We start from the raw sequence: 20,731 nt of genomic DNA on the forward strand, positions 1-20,731 counted from the left end.
CAGCGCGTGGTTGCGTCCGACTCGAAGGGCGGCGTCAGTCCTCGAAGGGGCGGGCGACCACTTCTCCGCCGGCGGTCTGCACGACCTCCCAGCCGGCGTCGAGCTCCGCGATCGCGCGCCCCTCGAGCCAGGTGAGCGTCCAATGCCCGGTCAGGCCGCGCGACTCCACCTCGGCGATCGCCGGACGCAGCGCCGCGGGAACCGAGGCGGGCGGCTCGGACCCCGCCGCCCACCGCGTGCCCAGCTGCATCAGGCGCCCTCGACCGGGGCGAGCTCGATCGCGGTGACCGCGAACGCCTCGGCCTCGGTGAACTCGAGCTCGTCGATACGCCCCACGGCCCTGAGGTCGTCAGCTGCCGCGCGCAGCGCGTCGAGCTTCGTCGCGGGGGCAGCGATCGCTGCGCGGGAGACCGGCGTCTTCTGCGAGGCCTTCGCCTCCGTCTTGGCGCGGCGGATGCCGATCAGCGCCTCGCTCGCGGCCGACAGCACCGCGGTGTCGCCGTCGATGCCGAGAGGCTCCGGCCATGCGGCGGTGTGGACGGATCCCTCTTCGAACCACGACCACACCTCCTCGGTCGCGAAGGAGATGATGGGCGCCAGGAGACGAAGCAGTGTCGACAGCGCGAGGCGCAGTGCGAGCGCGGCCGAGGCCTGTCCCACATCGTTCTGGTTGTAGGCGCGCTCCTTCACGAGCTCGAGGTAGTCGTCGCAGAACGTCCAGAAGAACGCCTCGGTCACTTCGAGCGCCTTGGCCTGGTCGTAGTTCTCGAACGCCCTCGTGGCCTCGACGATCACGGCGTCCAGGGCTGTGAGCATCGATGCATCCAGGGCGTGCGTCACCTGCGCGCCCTCGGGGACCGGGAACGACAGCACGAACTTCGCCGCGTTGAGCACCTTGATCGCGAGGCGACGGCCGATCTTCACCTGGGTCGGGTTCTGGGGGTCGAAGGCAGCATCCATGCCCAGGCGGCTGGAGGCGGCCCAGTAGCGCACCGCATCCGAGCCGTGGGTCTCGAGGATGTCGGCCGGGGTGACGACGTTCCCCTTCGACTTCGACATCTTCTTGCGGTCGGGGTCGACGATGAAGCCGGAGATGGCGGCGTTGCGCCAGGGCGTGCGGCCGTCCTCGAGAGTCGAGCGCAGCATGGTCGAGAAGAGCCAGGTGCGGATGATGTCCTGACCCTGGGGACGCAGGTCGAACGGAGCCGTGAGCTCCCACAGCTCCTCGTCGCGCTGCCATCCGCCGGCGAGCTGAGGTGTCAGGGATGACGTGGCCCAGGTGTCGAGGATGTCGGCCTCGGCCACGAAGCCCCCGGCCGCGCCGCGCTGCTCCTCGGTGTAGCCGGCGGGCACGTCGGTCGTCGGGTCGATCGGCAGACTGGCGTGATCGGGCGTGAGAACCCTGTCGTAGTCGCGCTCGCCGTTCTCGTCGAGCGCGTACCAGAGCGGGATCGGTACACCGAAGAAACGCTGACGCGACACGAGCCAGTCGCCCGTGAGGCCGCCGACCCAGTTCTCGTAGCGGACGCGCATGAAGTCGGGGTGCCAGGCGAGCTCGGAGCCGTGCGCGAGCAGCTCGTCGCGGAGCTTCGCATCACGGGCGCCGTTGCGGATGTACCACTGCCGGGTCGAGACGATCTCGAGGGGACGGTCGCCCTTCTCGAAGAACTTCACCGCGTGGTTGAACGGCTTGCCGACGGCGGTCATGTCGCCGGTCTCCTGCAGCTTCTCGACGATCGCCTTGCGGGCGGAGAACACCGTCTTGCCCGCCAGTTCTGCGGCGTACCAATCGACCGCCGCCTGATCCGAGACGATCGACGGCGCGGTGGGCAGGAAGCGTCCGTCGAGGCCGATGGTCGTCATGTTCGGCAGGTCGCCGCCCTCGGTCGAACGCAGCTCGCGCCACCAGATGATGTCGGTCACATCGCCGAAGGTGCAGACCATCGCCGCGCCCGTGCCCTTGTCGGGCTGGGCGAGGTGGTGGCCGTGGATCTCGATCTCGGCGCCGAAGAACGGCGTGCGCACCTTCGTGCCGATGAGGTGCTTGTGGGGCCCCTCCGGGTGGGTCACGATCGCGACGCATGCGGGAAGGAGCTCGGGGCGGGTGGTCTCGATCGTGATCGAGCCCGAGCCGTCCGCGAAGGGGAAGTCGATCGTGTGGTACGCGGCCTGCTGATCGCGGTCCTCGAGCTCGGCCTGCGCGATGGCGGAGCGGAAGTCGACGTCCCACAGGGTCGGCGCGAGCGACTGGTATGCCTCTCCGCGCTCGAGGTTGCGCAGGAAGGCGAGTTGGCTCTGGTGGATCGTGTCGTCCGAGATCGTCCGGTAGGTCTGGGTCCAGTCGACGGAGAGGCCGAGCTGGCGGAACAGGGCCTCGAACTGCTTCTCGTCCTCGATGGTCAGGCGCTCGCAGAGCTCGATGAAGTTGCGGCGGCTGATCGGCTGCTGGTCGGCAGCGCGGCTCGACTTGTTGTCGCCGCCCTCGAACGGCGGCGTGAAGTCGGCCTGGTACGGCAGCGACGGGTCGCATCGCACGCCGTAGTAGTTCTGCACGCGGCGCTCGGTGGGCAGGCCGTTGTCGTCCCAGCCCATCGGATAGAACACGTTCTTTCCGCGCATGCGCTCGAATCGGGCCTTGACGTCGGTGTGCGTGTACGAGAACACGTGACCGATGTGGAGGCTTCCCGACGCCGTCGGCGGGGGAGTGTCGATCGAGTACACGCCGTCACGGCCCGACTGCGCGGCGCGGATGCGGTCGAACAGGTACGTGCCCTGCTCCGACCATGCCTCGCCCCACTTCGCTTCGAGGCCTTCGAGCACGGGCTTGTCAGGAATCTGAGAGTGTGCGGACGCGGCCATGAAGGATCTCCTCGAGCGATGTATGCGGCACTGTGTGAGCGTGCCTGAGTGTGGGTGTTCCCTCCAGTGTACCGAGGGCGAGGTCGGACGGATGCGGTCGCAGATCGACTCAGTCCAAGAATCGGCCCTAGACTTGTCGTATCCCGACCCGTTCTCTCGAGGAATCGCCATGCCCGCACGCACCACCCGCCGTCTGCTTCCTCTCGCTGCGCTCGCAGCGGCGTCCGCGCTGGCGCTCAGCGCCTGCGCGGGGCCCTCGTCGGAGTCGGAGGGCGGCGAACTCGTCTGGTCGATCGAGGGAGCGAACCTCTCGGCCGGGCACATGGATCCTCAGGTGAGCCAGCTCGACGTCTCGGGCATGGTGCAGCGTGCGGTGCTCGACTCGCTCGTCTTCCAGGAGGAGGACGGCAGCTTCAGCCCGTGGCTGGCGACGGAGTGGGAGATCTCGGACGACAGCACCGAGTACACGTTCACGCTGCGCGACGACGTCACCTTCACCGACGGCGAGCCCTTCGACGCGGAGGCCGTCAAGGCGAACTTCGACCGCATCGTCGACCCCGCGACCGAGTCCGCGCAGGCGGCGGCGATGCTCGGCGCCGATTTCTACGAGGGCACCGAGGTCGTCGACGAGTTCACCGTCACGGTGAAGTTCACCCAGCCGTACGCGCCCTTCCTGCAGGCGGCGAGCACGCCCCAGCTCGGCTTCTACTCCCCGGCGGTGCTCGCGGAGTCGGCCGATCAGCTGAAGGCCGGCGGCCCCGACGTCACGGTGGGCACCGGTCCGTTCGTGCTCACGGAGTACACGCCCGATCAGGAGCTCGTGTACACGCGCAACGACGACTATGCCTGGGGGCCGCACGGCGAGAAGGCTCCTCAGATCGAGACGCTGCGCGTCGAGATCCAGCCCGAGGCGTCGGTGCGCACCGGTGTCATCGAGAGCGGTGAGGCCGATCTCGCCAGCAACATCCCGCCGAACCTGGCCGGGGACCTCGGCGACGGGATCACGGTCGACTCGATCGAGTACCCCGGCCTGCCCTACTCGCTCTACCTCAACGAGAAGAACGGCGTCTTCGCAGACGAGAAGGTGCGACAGGCCTTCGCCCGAGGGATCGACGTCGACGCGGCCGTCGAGGAGATCTTCTTCGGACAGTTCCCGCGGGCGTGGAGCGTCCTGGGCTCCACGACGCCGGGGTACGACGCCTCCCTCGAGGACAGCTGGCCCTTCGATCAGGATGCAGCCAACGCTCTCCTGGACGAGGCCGGATGGACGGAGCGCGACAGCGACGGCATCCGGATGAAGGACGGTCAGCGTCTCTCGGCCCGCTGGATCGCGTGGACGCCGATTCCTGAGGACCGTGCCGCCCTCGCCAACGCCATCCAGTCCGACCTCAAGGGGATCGGATTCGAGGTGGTCCGCGAGGAGCTCGAGCCCGGTGCGTACAACGAGCAGTACGGTCCCAAGACCTTCGACCTGACCGACTGGGGCTTCTCCGGGGTCGACGCCGACTTCCTGCGCGCGCACCTGCACACCGAGGGGTTCCAGAACGCCTCGCAGGTGACGGACCCCGAGATCGACGCGCTGCTCGAGCAGGCTGTCGCCTCGAACGATCAGGCGGAGCGCGACGACATCTACACGCAGCTGCAGGAGTGGAACGCCGAGTACACGGCGATCGTGCCGCTCTACAGCCCGTCGGCGATCACGGCCGTCGGAGACCGGGTCGACGGGCTCACGTACGACCTGTACGGTCGGCCGCTCTTCTACGACGTGAGCGTGGGCTGACGCCGGAACCCTCCATCGGCCGTCGGAACAGCGCTGCGGTATCGTTCGTGAGCGAGCGCCGGGTTCCGAAGGGCGCTCGGGAATCGTCGAGAGGTCGCCACCGGTGAAGGCAGTGCTGATCCGCATCGCCGGCCTCGCGGCCTCCGTCGTGGTCGTCCTGTGGGGCGCGGCGACGCTCGTGTTCCTGGCCTTCCGGCTGATTCCCGGCGACCCGGTGTCCGTGATGCTCGGCCCGCAGGCCCAGGTCAGCGAAGAGGTCAAGGACGGCATCCGAGCGGAACTCGGGCTCGACCGGCCGCCGCTGGAACAGTACGGCTCGTTCATCGCCCAGCTCGCGAGGGGAGATCTCGGCGAGTCCTATCAGCTGCGGATGCCGGTGACCGAGGTGATCGGTCGTCAGCTCGGCGCCACGCTGCAGCTGTCCGCGCTGGCGCTCGTGATCGCCGTGGTGCTCGCGCTCGCCGTCGCCGTCCTCGTGCGCGGCCGCACCGGTCGCACGGTCGCCGCGGCCGTCGAGCTCGTCATCCTGTCGTCGCCGGTGTTCTGGATCGGCCTGATCCTGCTCAGCGTGTTCGCGTTCGGGCTCGGGTGGTTTCCGGTCTCCGGAGCCCGGAACCCCGCGACCATCGTGCTTCCCGCCATCACGCTCGCGCTGCCCGTGGCCGCGCTGCTCAGCCAGGTGCTGCGCGACGGTCTCGGCCAGGCCGAGCGGATGCCGTTCGCCGACACCGTCCGCGCGCGCGGCGCCGGCGGGTCGTGGTTCACCGTGCGGCACGGTCTGCGGCATGGGGCCGCGAACGCCGTCACCCTGGCCGCCTACCTGACCGGTTCGGTGCTCGGCGGCGCCGTGCTCGTCGAGACCGTCTTCGCACGGTCGGGACTCGGTCGCGTCACCCTCGCGGCGATCAGCAACCGCGATCTGCCCGTGATCACCGGCATCATCCTGCTCAGCGCCATGGTGTTCGTCGTCGTGAACCTGATCGTCGAGCTGCTGCATCCGCTGATCGATCCGCGCCTGCGCGTGACCAGGGGAGGGCCGCGATGACGCGCGCGCAGACGGTGCTGCTGTCTTGCGCGATCGCCGTGCTGGCGGTGCTCGCCTGCGCGGCGGCGTTCCCTGGGCTCCTCGCCACGCACGATCCCCTCCAGACCGACGTGCGCGCAGCGCTGCTGCCGCCCGGCGCGGACCACCCGTTCGGCACCGACCAGAGCGGCCGCGACGTGTACTCCCGGGTCGTGCACGGCGCAGGCCGATCGATCGGCATCGGTCTGCTCGCCACCGGCGTCGCGCTCGCAGGCGGGCTGCTGGTCGGGGCGCTCGCCGGTCTCGCGCCGCGCGCGGTCGACGCCACCCTGATGAGGGTGAACGACGTCCTGATGGCATTCCCCGAGTTCCTGGTCGCGCTCGTCGTCGTCGCGCTCCTCGGGCCGGGGCCCGTGAACATCGCGATCGCCGTCACACTCGCCGCCGTTCCGGTCTACATCCGCCTCGCTCGCGTGCAGACGCGCACCCTGCGCAGCGCCGAGCATGTCGAGGCCGCCCGCATCCTCGGAGTGCGGCCCGTGCCCGCCTTCCTCCGTCACGTGGTGCCGGGGGTGCTCGGGTCGCTGAGCGTGCTGGCGACGATCGGGATCGGCTCGAGCATCCTCGCCGCCGCCGGACTCAGCTTCCTCGGCCTCGGACCCTCCGAGCCCACCCCGGAGTGGGGCCTCATGCTCGCAGGAGGTCGCAACGTGCTCGGGCAGGCCTGGTGGATCGCGGTGTTCCCCGGCCTCGCGATCACCCTCACGGTGATCTCCGCCACGATCGTCGGCCGAATCCTGCGCGCTCGTGCCGAAGGGCGCACGACGTGACGGCCGCGATCGAGCTGCAGGGGCTGCGCATCGATTTCGGGGCGGCGCGAGTCGTCGACGGGGTCTCTCTCACCGTGGAACGCGGCGAATGCGTGGCCATCGTCGGCGAATCGGGGGCGGGGAAGACGCTCACCGCCCGAGCGCTGCTCGGTCTGACCCCCGACGGTGCACGGGTCCACGTCGACCGACTCGTCGTCGACGGGACGGATGTCGCTCGGCTCAGCGAGCGCGGTTGGCGGGCCGTGCGCGGGGCCCGGATCGGGCTCGTGTCGCAGGACGCCCTGGTGTCCCTCGATCCGCTCCAGCGCATCGGGACCGAGATCGCCGAGCCGCTGCGGATCCACCGGCTCGCAGCAGGACGGGCCGCGCTGCGCGCACGCGTCGGACAGCTGCTCCAGCGCGTGTGGATGCCCGAACCGGAACGACGAGCGCGCCAGTATCCGCACGAGCTCTCCGGGGGCCTCCGCCAGCGGGCGCTGATCGCCTCCGCGATCGCCGCCGACCCGGCCGTACTCGTCGCGGATGAACCCACCACAGCCCTCGACGCGACCGTGCAGGCCCGGATCCTCCGGCTGCTGCGCGACATCGCGGATGCCGGCACCGCCGTCGTGTTCGTCAGCCATGACTTCGCCGCCGTGCGACGGCTGGCCGACCGTGTGCTGGTCATGCGAGACGGGGTCGTGCTCGAGTCCGGTCCGGTGGCCGACGTGCTCGACGCGCCGCAGCACGAGTACACGCGTCAGCTCATCGCGGCGACCGTCCACGAGCCTCGCCCTGCACCGACGACCTCCGCGCCGCCCCTGCTGCTCGCGACAGGGCTGACCAGGACGTTCGGCGACATCGATGCCGTCCGCACCGCGTCGTTCGAGGTGACGGAGGGCCGTACGCTCGGCATCGTGGGGGAGTCGGGATCGGGCAAGACGACCCTCGCGCGGATGCTGATCGGGATCGAGACGCCCGATGCCGGGACGCTGAGCTGGGCGGGGGAGCGCCGGGTGCAGTTCGTGCACCAGAATCCGCTCGGCGCGTTCGATCCGCGATGGACGATCGGACGGTCGCTGCGCGAGGCGCTCGCGGCCGGCGGAGTTCCGCGGAGCCGGCGGGCCGCGCGTGTGAGGGAACTGCTCGCCGAGGTCGACCTCGACCCCTCGCTCGCGGCCCGTCGGCCGATCGCGCTCTCCGGCGGACAGCGCCAGCGTGCGGCGATCGCCAGAGCGCTGGCCGCCGAGCCGGAGGTCCTTGTGCTCGACGAGCCGGTGTCGGCGCTCGATCCGTCGGTGCGCGAACGGGTGCTGCGTCTGCTGCAGCGTCTGCAGGAGCAGCGGCGGCTGACGATGGTCTTCGTCTCGCACGACCTCGATGTCGTGGGGGCCGTGGCCGACGACGTCCTCGTCATGCAGGACGGCGTGATCGTCGAGCAGGGGTCGGTGTCGCAGGTGTTCGCGGACCCGCAGCATCCGTTCACCCGAGAGCTGCTGGAGGCGAGCCGCCCCGTCAGTCCTTGACGAGGATGCCGATGCCCGCCGCCAGCACCGGAGCGAGCTGCTGCACCTGGAAGCTGCTCAGCGTCGTGCCGCGGAGGCTGTTCGCGTCGAGGAACGCCGCCGCGTCGAGACCGCGCAGGTCGACGTGGGTCGCACGCAGGCCCCGGGGGTCGACTTCGTCGGAGCGGGTGTCGGTGAAGCGGACGCGGGTGAGCTCGGCCTGGGGTATATCGAGGGTGCGGATCGTGCAGGCGCCGATCTCGACATCCGTCGCCTTGGCTCCGCCCAGGTTGAGGTAGTCGATCCGCACGTCTGTGAGCTCGAGCTCGTCGATGCGGGCGCTGCTCAGATCGAGTGTCCCGATGCGACCTCCGCTGATCCGCACGCGCCGGAGGCTCGCATCCCGCATCCGCAATGAGGCGATCCGTGCTCCGGCGAGGTCGACGTCGATGAGGGTGCCGCCGGTGAGGTCGACCGTGTCGGCGTCCGCCGCGACGGTGCACTGCTCGAGCGATGCGTAGGCGAGGTCGATCGCCCCGTCGAGGTCGAGGCTCGCCGCGAGCAGGTCTGCGCTCCGTCGGGCCGAGGCGGGCGTGAGCACGGGAGGGAGGTCGGGCGGAGAGACCCGCGGAGCCGCGGGCACGTCGGAGGAGCGGGCCATGCTTCGAGGGTAGGGGGTGGATCCGACAGTCCCCGCCCCTCGCGAGTCCGTGTGCGCCTGGCAAGTCCGTGTGCGCCTGGCGAGTCCGTGTGCGCCTGGCGAGTCCGTGTGCGCCTGGCGAGTCCGTGTGCACCTGGCAAGTCCGCACGGCCCGGAACCTGACTGCGGAGGTGCAAGAGGACTTCCGAGGCGTACGGCCCACGGTTCCTGCACGGATGGCTGCCAGGGGCAGCTCTCCACCGGTTTCGCGTCATGTGCGCGCGAACACGGGTGTCGACCCTGCCGATCCGGAGACTGAGCAGATGAAGACCGTCGACGAGCTGATCAGCCTGCTCACGGATCGTGGAGGCGTGGTGCGCAGCGTCGTCGTCGCCGAGAACGGCTTCTCGCGACGAGTTGTGGAGACGGCCCAGCGAAGCGGACTCCTCACTCGTCCCCGCCGCGGGTGGCTCGCAGCGAAGGGCGCCGAGAAGACGGTGGTGACCGCCGCCAGGCTCGGTGTCGTTCTGACCTGCCGCACTCAAGCGGGCCTGCTCGGCCTCTGGGTGCACGATCACGGGGGCCCGCCGCACTTCGCCGTTCCCCACAATGCTGCCGTGCGGATCCCGTTCGAGGCTCGGGTGCACAGGGGGAGACCGATCGTTCCCCGGCATCCGGATGCTCTCATCGACCCCATCGAGAATGTGCTCGCGTACATCGCGGAGTGCGAGCCGTTCGAACGCGCGCTCGCGACGTGGGAGTCCGCACTGAGCAGGTCGCTGGTCACGCTCGAAGCGCTCCGGGGGTACGCGTGGAAGCCGGCCGCTCGGCGGGTCCTCGAGCACGCGGTCCCCTTCTCGGATGCGGGACTGGAGACGTATCTTCGAGCACGCCTGCGATGGTTGAGGCTGTCGATCCGGGTTCAGATCTGGATCGCGGGTCACCGGGTGGACACGCTCCTGGGCGATCGGCTCGTCATCCAGATCGACGGCGCACACCATGTCGGCGCGCAGCGCTCCGAAGACATCCGACACGATGCGGAACTGCGGCTGATGGGCTATCACGTGATGCGGGTGTCGTACACGCAGATCATGTTCGACTGGCCGCTCGTGCAGGACCTCATCATGCGGGCGGTCGCCCAGGGGCTTCACCGTGCAACATGACCGTGCGCCAGACAAGGCCGTGTTCGCTTCGCAAGTCCGTATCTGCCGAGACTGGACTGCGGAAGCGCACATCGACTGCGCGAGCGCATGTGGAATCCGGAGGTGCGCACCCGCGCGCACGCGTACAATGGAGGCACGAGCATCGATCCGGACATCACCGGGGAGCTCTCGGAAGAACGGTCGGCTCGCAGGAGCGGACTCAGTAGAACCGAGCGGGGCAGGCCCGTCACAGCTGCAGTGAGAGTGGCTCCGCCGTGAGGCGCAGCACGCGAGGTGGTACCGCGGTTCCCCGGGACGACATTTCCGGACGGATCGTCCTCGCAGCAGCATCCGCCACGACTCCTGCGAGACGACATGACCTACCCGCGTTCCTCCTTCGGCCCCGCCGCCGACCAGGCTGCCTCCGTCGCCCCGAGCCCTCGGTTCCCCGAGATCGAGCGCGAGGTGCTCGACTTCTGGGAGACCGACCAGACCTTCCGCGCCTCGATCGAGCAGCGCGAGGGCAACGACGAGTGGGTCTTCTACGACGGCCCGCCATTCGCCAACGGCCTGCCGCACTACGGGCACCTGCTCACCGGCTATGCGAAGGACGTCTTCCCGCGCTTCCAGACCATGATCGGCAAGAAGGTCGACCGCGTGTTCGGCTGGGACACCCACGGTCTGCCCGCCGAGCTGGAGGCCATGAAGCAGCTCGGCATCACCGAGAAGAGCCAGATCGAGGAGATGGGCATCGACGTCTTCAACGCGAAGGCGAAGGACTCGGTGCTCAAGTACACCCACGAGTGGCAGGACTACGTGACGCGTCAGGCCCGCTGGGTCGACTTCGAGCGCGGGTACAAGACACTCGACCTCGGGTACATGGAGAGCGTGCTCTGGGCGTTCAAGACGCTGTTCGACAAGGGCCTCGCCTACGAGGGATACCGCGTGCTGCCGTACTGCTGGCGCGATGAGACCCCGCTGTCCGCGCACGAGCTGCGCATGGACGACGACGTGTACCAGAACCGTCAGGACCCGTCCGTCACCGTCACCTTCCCCCTGACCGGAGCCAAGGCGGAGTCGCTCGGCCTCACGGGTGTCCGGGCGCTGGCGTGGACGACCACGCCCTGGACCCTTCCCACCAACCTCGCGCTCGCCGTCGGACCAGACATCGAGTACGTCGTCCTGCCCGCCGGTCCCGGAGGCGCCGCAGACGTGCACCAGGTGCCCGGAACGACGGATGCGGCGGTCGAGGCATCCGCCCACCGCTACCTCCTCGCCCGCGAACTGCTCGGCGGCTACGCCAAGGACCTCGGCTACGAGAGCCTCGACGACGCGCTCGCCGCGGTCGACGCGACCGTGCGGGGGGCGGAGCTCGCGGACGTCACCTACGACCGGCTGTTCGACTACTACGCCGACGAGGAGACGTACGGCACCGAGAACGCGTGGCGGATCCTCGTCGACGACTACGTCACCGTCAGCGACGGCACCGGAATCGTCCACCAGGCTCCGGCGTACGGTGAGGACGACCAGCGCGTGGCCGGTGCGGCCGGCATCCCGACGATCCTCTCGCTCGACGACGGCGGGCGCTTCCTCCCGAACGTCACCGATGTCGCCGGTCAGCTCTGGATGGATGCGAACACCCCGCTCATCCGCCTGCTGCGCGCCGAGGGGCGCCTGTTGCGCGAGCAGAGCTACGTGCACTCCTACCCGCACTGCTGGCGCTGCCGGAACCCTCTGATCTACAAGGCCGTGTCGAGCTGGTTCATCCGCGTCACCGACATCAAGGACGATCTGCTCGCGAACAACGAGCAGATCACCTGGGTGCCCGAGAACGTCAAGCACGGCCAGTTCGGCAAGTGGCTCGAGGGCGCGCGCGACTGGTCGATCAGCCGCAACCGGTACTGGGGCTCGCCGATCCCGATCTGGAAGAGCGACGACCCCGAGTATCCCCGCGTCGACGCGTACGGGTCGCTCGAGGAGCTGGAGCGCGACTTCGGCACCCTGCCGCGCAACCCGGAGGGTGAGATCGACCTGCACCGTCCGTACATCGACGACCTCACGCGCCCGAACCCCGATGACCCCACCGGCCGGAGCACGATGCGCCGGATCGAGGACGTGTTCGACGTCTGGTTCGACTCCGGATCGATGCCGTACGCCCAGGTGCACTATCCGTTCGAGAACCAGGAGTGGTTCGACACGCACGCGCCCGCCGACTTCATCGTCGAGTACATCGGGCAGACGCGCGGCTGGTTCTACGTGATGCACGTGCTGTCGACCGCGCTGTTCGACCGGCCGGCCTTCACGGGTGTCAGCTGCCACGGCATCGTGCTGGGCAGCGACGGCTACAAGATGTCGAAGTCGCTGCGCAACTACCCCGACGTCTCGGAGGTGCTCGATCGCGACGGCTCCGACGCGATGCGCTGGTTCCTCATGTCGAGCTCCGTGCTCCGCGGCGGCAACCTCGCCGTCACGGAGGAGGGCATCAGGGCCGGCGTGCGCGAGTTCCTGCTGCCGCTGTGGAGCTCGTGGTACTTCTTCGCGACCTACGCCAATGCTGCGAAGGCCGGAGGATACGAGGCGACCTGGCGCACGGATTCGACCGATGTGCTCGACCGCTACATCCTCGCCCGCCTCGGCGATCTCGTGCGCGAGGTGCGGGAGGACCTCGAGGGACTCGATTCGACCACGGCATCCGCTCGTCTGCGGGACTTCGCCGAGGTGCTCACCAACTGGTACATCCGTCGTTCGCGCGACCGGTTCTGGGAGGGATCGAGCACCGACGCCTTCGACACGCTCTACACCGTGCTCGAGACGCTGACCAGGGTCGCGGCACCGCTCGTGCCGCTGATCAGCGAGCGCGTCTGGCAGGGACTCACCGGCGGACGCAGCGTGCACCTGCAGGACTGGCCGGACGAGTCGGCCTTCCCCGCGGCCGATGACATCCGCGATGCGATGGATGCCGTCCGCGAGCTGTCGAGCGTGGGCAACGCGCTGCGCAAGAAGCAGAAGCTGCGCGTGCGGCTGCCGCTGGCGCGCCTCACGGTCGTGTCGCCGAACGCCGCCGGCCTCGGGCAGTTCGAGGAGATCCTCCGCGAGGAGCTCAACGTCAAGTCGGTCGAGCTCGTCCAGGCGGGGGAGACCACGGCCGCGGACTACGGCATCGATCACCGCCTCAGCGTCAACGCCCGCGCCGCCGGACCGCGACTCGGCAGGGATGTGCAGAAGGCGATCCAGGCGGCCCGCAGCGGCGACTGGTCCGAGGTCGACGGCGTCGTGACGGCCGGGGGCATCCCGCTGGAGCCGAGCGAGTACGACCTGGTCCTCGAGACGACGGGACGCCCGGAGGGCGAGGCCCTCGCCATCGTGCCGTCCGGCGGGTTCGTGCTCCTCGACACGCAGACCACGCCCGAGCTGGAGGCCGAGGGACTCGCCCGAGACGCCATCCGCGTCGTGCAGGAGGCGCGCAAGAACGCCGATCTCGACGTCAGCGACCGCATCGTCCTCGCGCTCAACGTGAGTCCGGCGGATGCCGAGGCGCTGCAGACGCACGCCGAGCTGATCGCCGGAGAGACCCTCGCGGTCGCCTTCGCGGTGCAGGCCACCGACGAGATGGACGCACTCGTGCAGGAGGTCTCCAGCCCCGGAGACGGAGTGTTCCGCACCGGAGCCACGGCTCTCGGCGCCGACAAGCGCCCGATCATCGTCACGATCGACACGACGTCCACGGAGGTGCGCGCATGAGTGCTCGGGACAGAGCGGATGCGGTCTACGACACGCTGCTGAGCAGGGCGGGCGAGCGTTGGGTGCAGCCGCGCAAGGAGCGCACCGCGCGCATCCTCGCGTTCCTCGACGATCCGCAGCGCACCTACCGCGTGGTGCACATCACCGGCACGAACGGCAAGACGTCGACCGCGCGGATGATCGAGACACTGCTCCGAGCGCACGGACTGCGCACCGGGCTCTTCACGAGCCCGCACCTGGAGCGCTTCACGGAGCGCATCATGATCGACGGCGAGCCGATCGAGGATGCGGCGTTCGCCGACGCATGGGACGAGATCGAGCCCTTCGTCGAGATCGTCGATGCCGAACTGCAGGCCGCGGGCGAGGAGCTGCTGACGTTCTTCGAGCTGCTGACGGTGCTCGCTTTCGTCGCGGTGGCCGACGCGCCCGTCGACGTGCTCGTGCTGGAAGTGGGCATGGGCGGCGAGTGGGATTCGACGAACACCGCAGATGGCGACGTCGCGGTCTTCACGCCGATCGACCTCGACCACGCCGACCGCCTCGGCGACACGATCGCGAAGATCGCGACGGTCAAGTCGGGCATCATCAAGGAGGGTGCGGCCGTCGTCTCCGCCCAGCAGCCGCCGGAGGCCGCCGAGGTGCTTCGCCGGGTCGCGGGGGAGAAGGACGCCACCATCGCGTTCGAGGGCGACGAGTTCGGCCTCACGGAGCAGAAGCTCGCGGTGGGAGGACAGCTCATCTCGATCCGAGGTCTCGCGGGCGAATACCTCGAGGAGTACCTTCCCCAGTACGGTGCGCATCAGGGCCACAACGCGGCTCTCGCAATCGCCGCGGTGGAGTCGCTGATCGGCGGCGGGCAGCAGCGCATCGCCCCCGACATCATCTCGGAGGCGCTCCAGGGCGCGACGTCGCCCGGTCGTCTGCAGCTGCTCGGCATCGCTCCGACGGTGATCGTCGATGCCGCGCACAACCCGCACGGCGCTGCGGCGCTCGCGCAGGCCATGGATGACAGCTTCGATTTCGACGAGTGGGGCGTGGTCCTCGGCGTACTCGCCGACAAGGACGCGGCCGGCATCGTCGCGAAGCTCGCTCCCGCGGCCGCTCACGTGTTCGCGACGGCGCCGGAGTCGGATCGTGCGAGCGATGCCGACACGATCGCCGACCTCGTGGAGGCGGCGGGCCAGCGCGTGACCGTGCATCAGACGCTCGCCGAGGCGGCGGATGCGGCCAGGGAGTGGGCCGCCTCCTCCGACCGCCGGGCGGTCGTGATCGCGGGTTCTGTCGTGCTCGCGGGCGAGGCGATCACCCTGGCGGAGGAAGAGGACTGGAAGTCCGGGTGGCGCGCGTGAGCACAGATCCCGCCGCGCGGACCCCGCGCGCTCCTCGCCCTCCGCGCACCCTCGTGCAGAAGCTCGCCCCGATCGTGCTGGGGTTCGAGTCGATCGTCGTGTTCCTCGCCGGGCTCACGGTGTTCGGGCTCAAGACCCTTCCCGACGGCATCCCGCAGTGGTGGGGGATCGTCGGGGGAGCGGTCGTGGGCCTTGCCTGCCTCGCCGTCGCGGGGATGATCACGAAGCCCTGGGCGATCGCCGCGGGGTGGATCCTGCAGATCGTGATCGCGCTGGCCGCGATCCTGGTGCCGGCGATCCTTCTCGTCGTCGTGATTTTCGGCGGCATGTGGGGGTATGCGACGATCATGGGGGCTCGATTGGACGCACGACGTCCCGCCGGACCCGCGACCGAGACTCAGACAGAGAGTGAATGACATGGCCACCGAAGAAACCCTCGTCCTCGTCAAGCCCGATGGTGTCGCCCGCGGCCTCACCGGAGCGATCCTGGCGCGCATCGAGTCGAAGGGCTACGCGCTCGTCGACATCCGACTCGTGGAGCCCGACCGCGATCTGCTTGCCGAGCACTACGCCGAGCACGAGGGCAAGCCGTTCTACGAGCCGCTCCTCGAGTTCATGCTCTCGGGCCCGTCCGTGGCCATCCGCCTGGCGGGGAACCGCGTGATCGAGGGATTCCGCTCCCTCGCCGGCACGACGGACCCGACCACCGCAGCGCCCGGCACGATCCGCGGCGACTTCGGACGTGACTGGGGCCTCGCTGTCCAGCAGAACCTGGTGCACGGCTCTGACAGCCCCGAGTCGGCTGCACGCGAGCTCGGCATCTGGTTCGACTGAGCCGCGCCGACCGCGAAGAAGCCCGCCGCACGATCACGTGCGGCGGGCTTCTTCGCGCTCCGGGCCCTCGCCGCCGTGACCGCAGACGGCGTCGGAGTCAGAAGAGGATGCGGGCCATCTCGCCGAGGAAGTCCAGCCCCTGCAGCTGAGCCATCATGATGATGACGGCGTACGCGAGGACCGTGGCCAGCGGCACCCACTGCATGAGGGATCCGGCGCGCTCCTGCGCCTTCTCGTTCCGGGTGAAGGTGCCGTTGCGGGTGAGGTGGAGCATCGTGGCGAAGAACGTCGGGATGGTGACGGCCCAGGTGACCATGCACCACGGGCACAGCACGCCGAGGTTCTGCGCGTACAGGCTCTGGCCGATCAGCCAGCAGACGAGGCCGAACGCGAAGGTGATGCCGGCACCGAACACAGCCCAGAACCACCGGGGGAAGCGCGCGCCGGCGAGGATCGCGACTCCGAGCACGAGCGGCGCCATCCAGCCGGTGAGACCGAGGAGGGGATTGGGGAAGCCGAAGATCTCGCCCTGCCACGAGCCGAGGTTCTTGCTGCACTGGATGAAGGGGCTGACATCGCACGACAGCGCGTCGGTCGGGTTCTCGAGGAGCACGAACTTCTCGACGGTGAGCTGGAAGGCGGCGAACCAGCCGATGACACTCGCGATGATCAGCCACACGGCATAGACGACGGGGCGGGTTCGCTGCTCGCTCATGTGTGGATTCTCTCAGCGATCGCTATGGATCGGGCGTGAGCGCGCCGGAGAAAACGGCGCGGGGGAGAGCTGGCGACCAGTGCATGCGGATGAGGGGCTCCAGGTGCCATGATCAAGCATGAGCGTTCTGGTCAATGCAGATAATTTCGCACTCGCTGAGACTCACCGGATGATGAGTGATCTCCAGGTCAACGCGGGCGGAATCAATCGGTTTCTTCACAACCGTGAACCCGCGGCCATCGACAAGCAGACAGTCATACGACTGAACAGGGATACCCTGTACAGCTTTGCCGTCGTGGACATCCGCGCCGGTGCTACCTTCACCATTCCCGAGCACGGCGAGCGCTACATGTCGGCCATGGTCGTCAACGAGCGCCACTATGTGAACGGCATCTTCCATGATGCTGGCGAGCACCGCCTGTCCGTCGAGCAGTTCGGAACACCGTACGTCGTGCTCGCGATCCGTACCCTCGTGGACCCCGCGAGCGCTTCGGATCTTTCCGACGTCGCCGCACTACAGGACCAGATCCGACTCGACGCCGGTTCGGCGATTCCGTTCGACATGCCCGACTACGACACGGCCAGCCTTGACGAGACGCGCGACGCACTGCTCTCGCTCGCCCGCAACCTGACCGGCTTTGATCACATGTTCGGCTCGGAGGATGAGGTCGAACCCGTCCGTCACCTGATCGGCACGGCAGCAGGATGGGGAGGGTTGCCCACGGCCGAAGCGAGCTACATCGGCGTTGATCCACGCCTCCCAGTCGGTCAGTTCGAGCTGACGGTCGGAGAAGTGCCAGTCGATGGGTTCTGGTCAATCTCCGTGTACAACGCAGCCGGGTACTTCGAGCCGAACGAACGTGGCGCGTACGCGATCAACAACATCACTGCAGCCCGCAACGACGACGGCACCGTCACCGTCCGCTTCGGCGACTATCCCGACGATGTCCCGAACGCGCTCCCGATCACTGAAGGCTGGAACTACCTCGTCCGGCTGTACCGACCTCGCGCTGAGATCATCGACGGTCGGTGGACCTTCCCGGCCCTCACCCCCTAGAGGGCACCCACGCTCAATCGCAGGTGCGGTGGACGGGCCAGTCGTCCCGTTCTTCTCGGCGTGCGACGCATTCGACAGAGCCGCCAGCAAAGGGTCTGGCCCGCGAGACTCTGGCCGACCCGCTTTGGCCAACCACCCCGACATGCCATGGCTCGCCTGGGAAGTAGGAGGTTGGCGTGCAGCGTGCGATAATGGCCTGTGATGCACCCGTCGACCCTGTCGGTGTGGGCATCGACGCAGACTTCGGGGCCGTATGCCCCTCGTGACCAGAGCCATGAGCCGGTCGCACACCGAATGAGTTCGCGGCACCGGCAGGTGCCGCATGAGATTTAGCGGAACACGAAGCGTCCGCACGAGGAGCACGCCAGAGATGGCCGATGAGAACAATGACTACGACGCCCCTACCCTCGACTTCGCTGCGGATGCTGACGCACCCGCAGAGGTAGCCGCGGACGCTCCGACGGAGGCCGATCCGTCGGCTGCCGAGGAGTCTCCCGCCACGGAGGATGCCGCTCCGGCTGACGGGACTGCTCCCGCAGAGGAGGCTGCTCCCGCAGAGGAGGCTGCGCCGGCTGAGGAGGCTGCGCCGGCTGAGGAGGCTGCGCCGGCTGAGGAGGCTGCGCCTGCTGAGGAGGCTGCGCCGGCTGAGGAGGCTGCACCTGCCGCGAGCGACAAGTCGGTCGAGGAGCCTGAGACGCCGAAGGCGCTCACGGCTGTGTCGCTGGGTCTGCTTCCCGAGGTCTTCGTGTCGCAGGTCTCGACGCAGCTGCACTTCTACGCGCCCGAGGTGGTGCCGCTCCCGGCACGCCAGGGTCGTGAGCGCATCTTCGACCGCATCGCCGACCGCGAGCAGGACGAGCCGGCCTCCGGACGCCGTGGTCGCCGCCGTCGGGGTGGCTCAGACGAGGGCGACACCCGCGAGCAGCGCGACGAGCCGCGCCAGCCGCGTCAGCGCGTCGTCGAGTACATCACCGAGCCGAAGGCGATCAAGGGATCCACCCGCCTCGAGGCCAAGAAGCAGCGCCGGCGCGACGGTCGCGATGCCGGACGTCGCCGCCCCGTGGTCACCGAGGCCGAGTTTCTCGCCCGTCGCGAGTCTGTCGACCGCAAGATGGTCGTCCGCTCGAAGAACGGCCGCACCCAGATCGGCGTCCTCGAAGACGGCGTGCTCGTCGAGCACTACGTCGCGCGCAACCAGGACGCCTCGCTGATCGGCAACGTGTACCTCGGTCGTGTGCAGAACGTCCTGCCGAGCATGGAGGCCGCCTTCGTCGACATCGGTCGCGGACGCAACGCCGTGCTCTACTCCGGTGAGGTCGACTGGGACGGTGTCGAGACCGGCAACCAGCCGCGTCGCATCGAGCTGGCGCTGAAGGCCGGCGACCGCGTCCTCGTGCAGGTCACGAAGGACCCGGTGGGGCACAAGGGCGCACGCCTCACGAGCCAGATCTCCCTTCCGGGCCGCTACCTCGTGTACGTGCCCGGCGGATCGATGAACGGCATCAGCCGCAAGCTTCCCGACAACGAGCGCACGCGCCTCAAGCGCATCCTGAAGGAGGTCCTGCCGGAGTCGTCCGGCGTGATCGTCCGCACGGCGGCCGAGGGCGCGACCGAAGACCAGCTCACGCGCGACGTGCAGCGTCTGACCACGCAGTGGGAGCACATCCGCACCCAGGTCGAGAACCAGCAGGCTCCCGCTCTCCTGCACGCCGAGCCCGACCTCCTGGTCAAGATCGTCCGTGACGTCTTCAACGAGGACTTCACGAAGATGCTGATCCAGGGCGAAGACGCGCAGCGCACGATCCGCGCCTACCTCGAGAGCGTCGCGCCCGACCTGCTCGAGCGCGTCGAGTCGTACGAGGACGAGGCCGACCCGTTCGACGCGTTCCGCATCACGGAGCAGATCGAGAAGGCCCTCGACCGCAAGGTGTGGCTGCCCTCCGGTGGTTCGCTCGTGATCGATCGCACCGAGGCCATGACCGTCGTCGACGTGAACACCGGCAAGTTCGTCGGCTCCGGCGGCAACCTTGAGGAGACCGTCACCAAGAACAACCTCGAGGCCGCAGAGGAGATCGTCCGCCAGCTGCGTCTGCGCGACATCGGCGGCATCATCGTCGTCGACTTCATCGACATGGTGCTCGAGTCCAACCGCGACCTCGTGCTGCGCCGTCTGATCGAATGCCTCAGCCGTGACAGGACCAAGCACCAGGTCGCCGAGGTCACCTCGCTCGGTCTCGTGCAGATGACACGCAAGAAGCTGGGCCTCGGCCTGCTCGAGACGTTCAGCGAGGCGTGCGACGTCTGCGCCGGTCGCGGCGTCATCGTGCACCATGACCCGGTCGTGAAGCACCGCTCGAGCAGCAACGGCAACGGCGGCAACGGCAACGGCAACTCTCAGTCGAACCGTCGCCAGCGCGGCGGCAACGGCCAGTCGCAGAGCCCCGCTCCGGCGTCCGGCACGACCCACAGCATCCCCGAAGGTGCCAAGTCCGCTCTCGCGCAGATCGCGGCCTCCACCCGCGTTCCGAACGCGGAGGAGGCGACGGATGCTCCGGCTCCCGCCGTGGAGCAGGCGGAGGCCCCTGCCTCTCAGGAGCGCGCCAAGAAGCCTCGCAAGAAGCGCGGATCCGATCGCAAGTCGTCGCCGAAGTCCCCGGCGGAGGCGCTGCTCGATTCGGTGCTCGATGCCCTTCCCGAGCCGAAGGCGCCCGGTCAGGGTCGCGGTCGTCGCCGCGTCTCGACGGCTGCCCTCACCGGCACTCCCGTCTCGGTGAACTCCGAGCCGTCAGCGCCGGTCGCGAGCGGGGATTCGCAGTCCTGAGGCGATCAGTCGCCTGACCAGCTCCTTGCCGCCGACATGCTGTGCGCCGGCGGCGAGGAGCCGGGGGATCATGTCGTCCGGTACGTCGTAGTGGTCGAGATCGAACGCGCGCGCCGGCACGTCGTGAGCTCGTGCGAAGGCGTGCAGCTCGTCGAGATTGTCGTCGCTGACGAGGTGCGCCCACAGGCGTCCGTGTGCCGGCCAGCGCGGGTCGTCGACGAGAACGGTCATCTCGTCAGCCTATGGCCGGACACACCGGACGGCACGTTTTGCCACGGGGTCCGGCATCCGGTAAAGTAGTCCCTTGGTGCGTATGCCGCGTCGTCCTCGACGGTCGGAGCGGAGAGTCTTGCGTTCGTGCCCGTCGCCCCGCGATGCATGCAAGCAACAGTCTTCCCGTGAGATCTCGGAGCCGCGAGCTCCCCAACGAAACAGGTATGAAGTGGTTTACGCAG

General features: G+C 68.8%; 16 protein-coding genes. 11 read left to right on the top strand and 5 right to left on the bottom strand.

Annotation, left to right across the window (positions count from 1 at the left end; genetic code table 11):
• Positions 1 to 34: 34 nt before the first annotated feature.
• Complete coding sequence (locus ACESK8_RS15425) at positions 35 to 250, bottom strand: hypothetical protein (RefSeq protein WP_372969415.1); 216 nt, start codon at positions 248 to 250, stop codon at positions 35 to 37.
• On the bottom strand, positions 250 to 2,859 hold the full coding sequence (valS, locus tag ACESK8_RS15430) for a valine--tRNA ligase (protein ID WP_372969416.1): 2,610 nt from the start codon (positions 2,857 to 2,859) through the stop codon (positions 250 to 252). Before valS ends, ACESK8_RS15425 begins: the two co-directional genes overlap by 1 nt.
• A 169-nt stretch (positions 2,860 to 3,028) precedes the next feature.
• Here valS and ACESK8_RS15435 point away from each other — a divergent pair, with 169 nt between their 5' ends.
• From ACESK8_RS15435 to ACESK8_RS15450, 4 genes are all read left to right on the top strand, one after another.
• On the top strand, positions 3,029 to 4,639 hold the full coding sequence (locus tag ACESK8_RS15435) for an ABC transporter substrate-binding protein (protein ID WP_372969417.1): 1,611 nt from the start codon (positions 3,029 to 3,031) through the stop codon (positions 4,637 to 4,639).
• A gap of 103 nt (positions 4,640 to 4,742) precedes the next feature.
• Complete coding sequence (locus tag ACESK8_RS15440; protein WP_372969418.1) at positions 4,743 to 5,684, top strand: ABC transporter permease; 942 nt, start codon at positions 4,743 to 4,745, stop codon at positions 5,682 to 5,684.
• Positions 5,681 to 6,493 carry an ABC transporter permease gene (locus ACESK8_RS15445; RefSeq protein ID WP_372969419.1) on the top strand — a complete coding sequence of 271 codons (813 nt, stop codon included), beginning with the start codon at positions 5,681 to 5,683 and terminating at the stop codon, positions 6,491 to 6,493. Before ACESK8_RS15440 ends, ACESK8_RS15445 begins: the two co-directional genes overlap by 4 nt.
• On the top strand, positions 6,490 to 7,998 hold the full coding sequence (locus ACESK8_RS15450) for an ATP-binding cassette domain-containing protein (RefSeq protein WP_372969420.1): 1,509 nt from the start codon (positions 6,490 to 6,492) through the stop codon (positions 7,996 to 7,998). The genes ACESK8_RS15445 and ACESK8_RS15450 overlap by 4 nt, the downstream gene beginning before the upstream one ends.
• Here the strand turns inward: ACESK8_RS15450 and ACESK8_RS15455 are convergent.
• Positions 7,988 to 8,638: a pentapeptide repeat-containing protein gene (locus ACESK8_RS15455; RefSeq protein WP_372969421.1), complete on the bottom strand. Its 651-nt coding sequence runs from the start codon at positions 8,636 to 8,638 to the stop codon at positions 7,988 to 7,990. The genes ACESK8_RS15450 and ACESK8_RS15455 overlap by 11 nt on opposite strands.
• Positions 8,639 to 8,940: 302 nt before the next feature.
• Between ACESK8_RS15455 and ACESK8_RS15460 the strand changes: the two genes are divergently transcribed.
• The 5 genes from ACESK8_RS15460 (at position 8,941) to ndk (ending at position 15,683) form a co-directional block, all read left to right on the top strand.
• Positions 8,941 to 9,780 carry an endonuclease domain-containing protein gene (locus ACESK8_RS15460; RefSeq protein ID WP_372969422.1) on the top strand — a complete coding sequence of 280 codons (840 nt, stop codon included), beginning with the start codon at positions 8,941 to 8,943 and terminating at the stop codon, positions 9,778 to 9,780.
• Positions 9,781 to 10,134: 354 nt separating this feature from the next.
• Entirely contained in the window at positions 10,135 to 13,500 is a 3,366-nt protein-coding gene (ileS, locus tag ACESK8_RS15465; RefSeq protein WP_372969423.1) for an isoleucine--tRNA ligase, read from the top strand.
• Complete coding sequence (locus tag ACESK8_RS15470) at positions 13,497 to 14,849, top strand: folylpolyglutamate synthase/dihydrofolate synthase family protein (protein WP_372969424.1); 1,353 nt, start codon at positions 13,497 to 13,499, stop codon at positions 14,847 to 14,849. Before ileS ends, ACESK8_RS15470 begins: the two co-directional genes overlap by 4 nt.
• Positions 14,846 to 15,265 carry a DUF4233 domain-containing protein gene (locus tag ACESK8_RS15475; protein ID WP_372969425.1) on the top strand — a complete coding sequence of 140 codons (420 nt, stop codon included), beginning with the start codon at positions 14,846 to 14,848 and terminating at the stop codon, positions 15,263 to 15,265. The genes ACESK8_RS15470 and ACESK8_RS15475 overlap by 4 nt, the downstream gene beginning before the upstream one ends.
• A gap of 1 nt (position 15,266) precedes the next feature.
• Positions 15,267 to 15,683 carry a nucleoside-diphosphate kinase gene (gene ndk, locus ACESK8_RS15480; RefSeq protein ID WP_060926435.1) on the top strand — a complete coding sequence of 139 codons (417 nt, stop codon included), beginning with the start codon at positions 15,267 to 15,269 and terminating at the stop codon, positions 15,681 to 15,683.
• 97 nt (positions 15,684 to 15,780) lie between these two features.
• Here ndk and ACESK8_RS15485 read toward each other — a convergent pair whose 3' ends face one another.
• Complete coding sequence (locus tag ACESK8_RS15485) at positions 15,781 to 16,398, bottom strand: vitamin K epoxide reductase family protein (protein ID WP_372969426.1); 618 nt, start codon at positions 16,396 to 16,398, stop codon at positions 15,781 to 15,783.
• Positions 16,399 to 16,516: 118 nt separating this feature from the next.
• On the opposite strand from ACESK8_RS15485, the gene ACESK8_RS15490 reads away from it, so the two are divergent.
• Together ACESK8_RS15490 and ACESK8_RS15495 are read left to right on the top strand one after the other, a co-directional pair.
• Positions 16,517 to 17,455: a DUF1214 domain-containing protein gene (locus ACESK8_RS15490; RefSeq protein ID WP_372969427.1), complete on the top strand. Its 939-nt coding sequence runs from the start codon at positions 16,517 to 16,519 to the stop codon at positions 17,453 to 17,455.
• 370 nt (positions 17,456 to 17,825) lie between these two features.
• Positions 17,826 to 20,276 (top strand): Rne/Rng family ribonuclease, encoded by a 2,451-nt coding sequence (locus tag ACESK8_RS15495; protein ID WP_372969428.1) that lies wholly within the window; start codon positions 17,826 to 17,828, stop codon positions 20,274 to 20,276.
• Here ACESK8_RS15495 and ACESK8_RS15500 read toward each other — a convergent pair.
• Positions 20,241 to 20,507 (bottom strand): DUF4031 domain-containing protein, encoded by a 267-nt coding sequence (locus tag ACESK8_RS15500; RefSeq protein WP_372969429.1) that lies wholly within the window; start codon positions 20,505 to 20,507, stop codon positions 20,241 to 20,243. The genes ACESK8_RS15495 and ACESK8_RS15500 overlap by 36 nt on opposite strands.
• Between the last annotated feature and the right edge of the window lie 224 nt (positions 20,508 to 20,731).

The sequence above is a fragment of the Microbacterium sp. genome (assembly GCF_041641055.1).
Classification (GTDB): domain Bacteria; phylum Actinomycetota; class Actinomycetes; order Actinomycetales; family Microbacteriaceae; genus Microbacterium.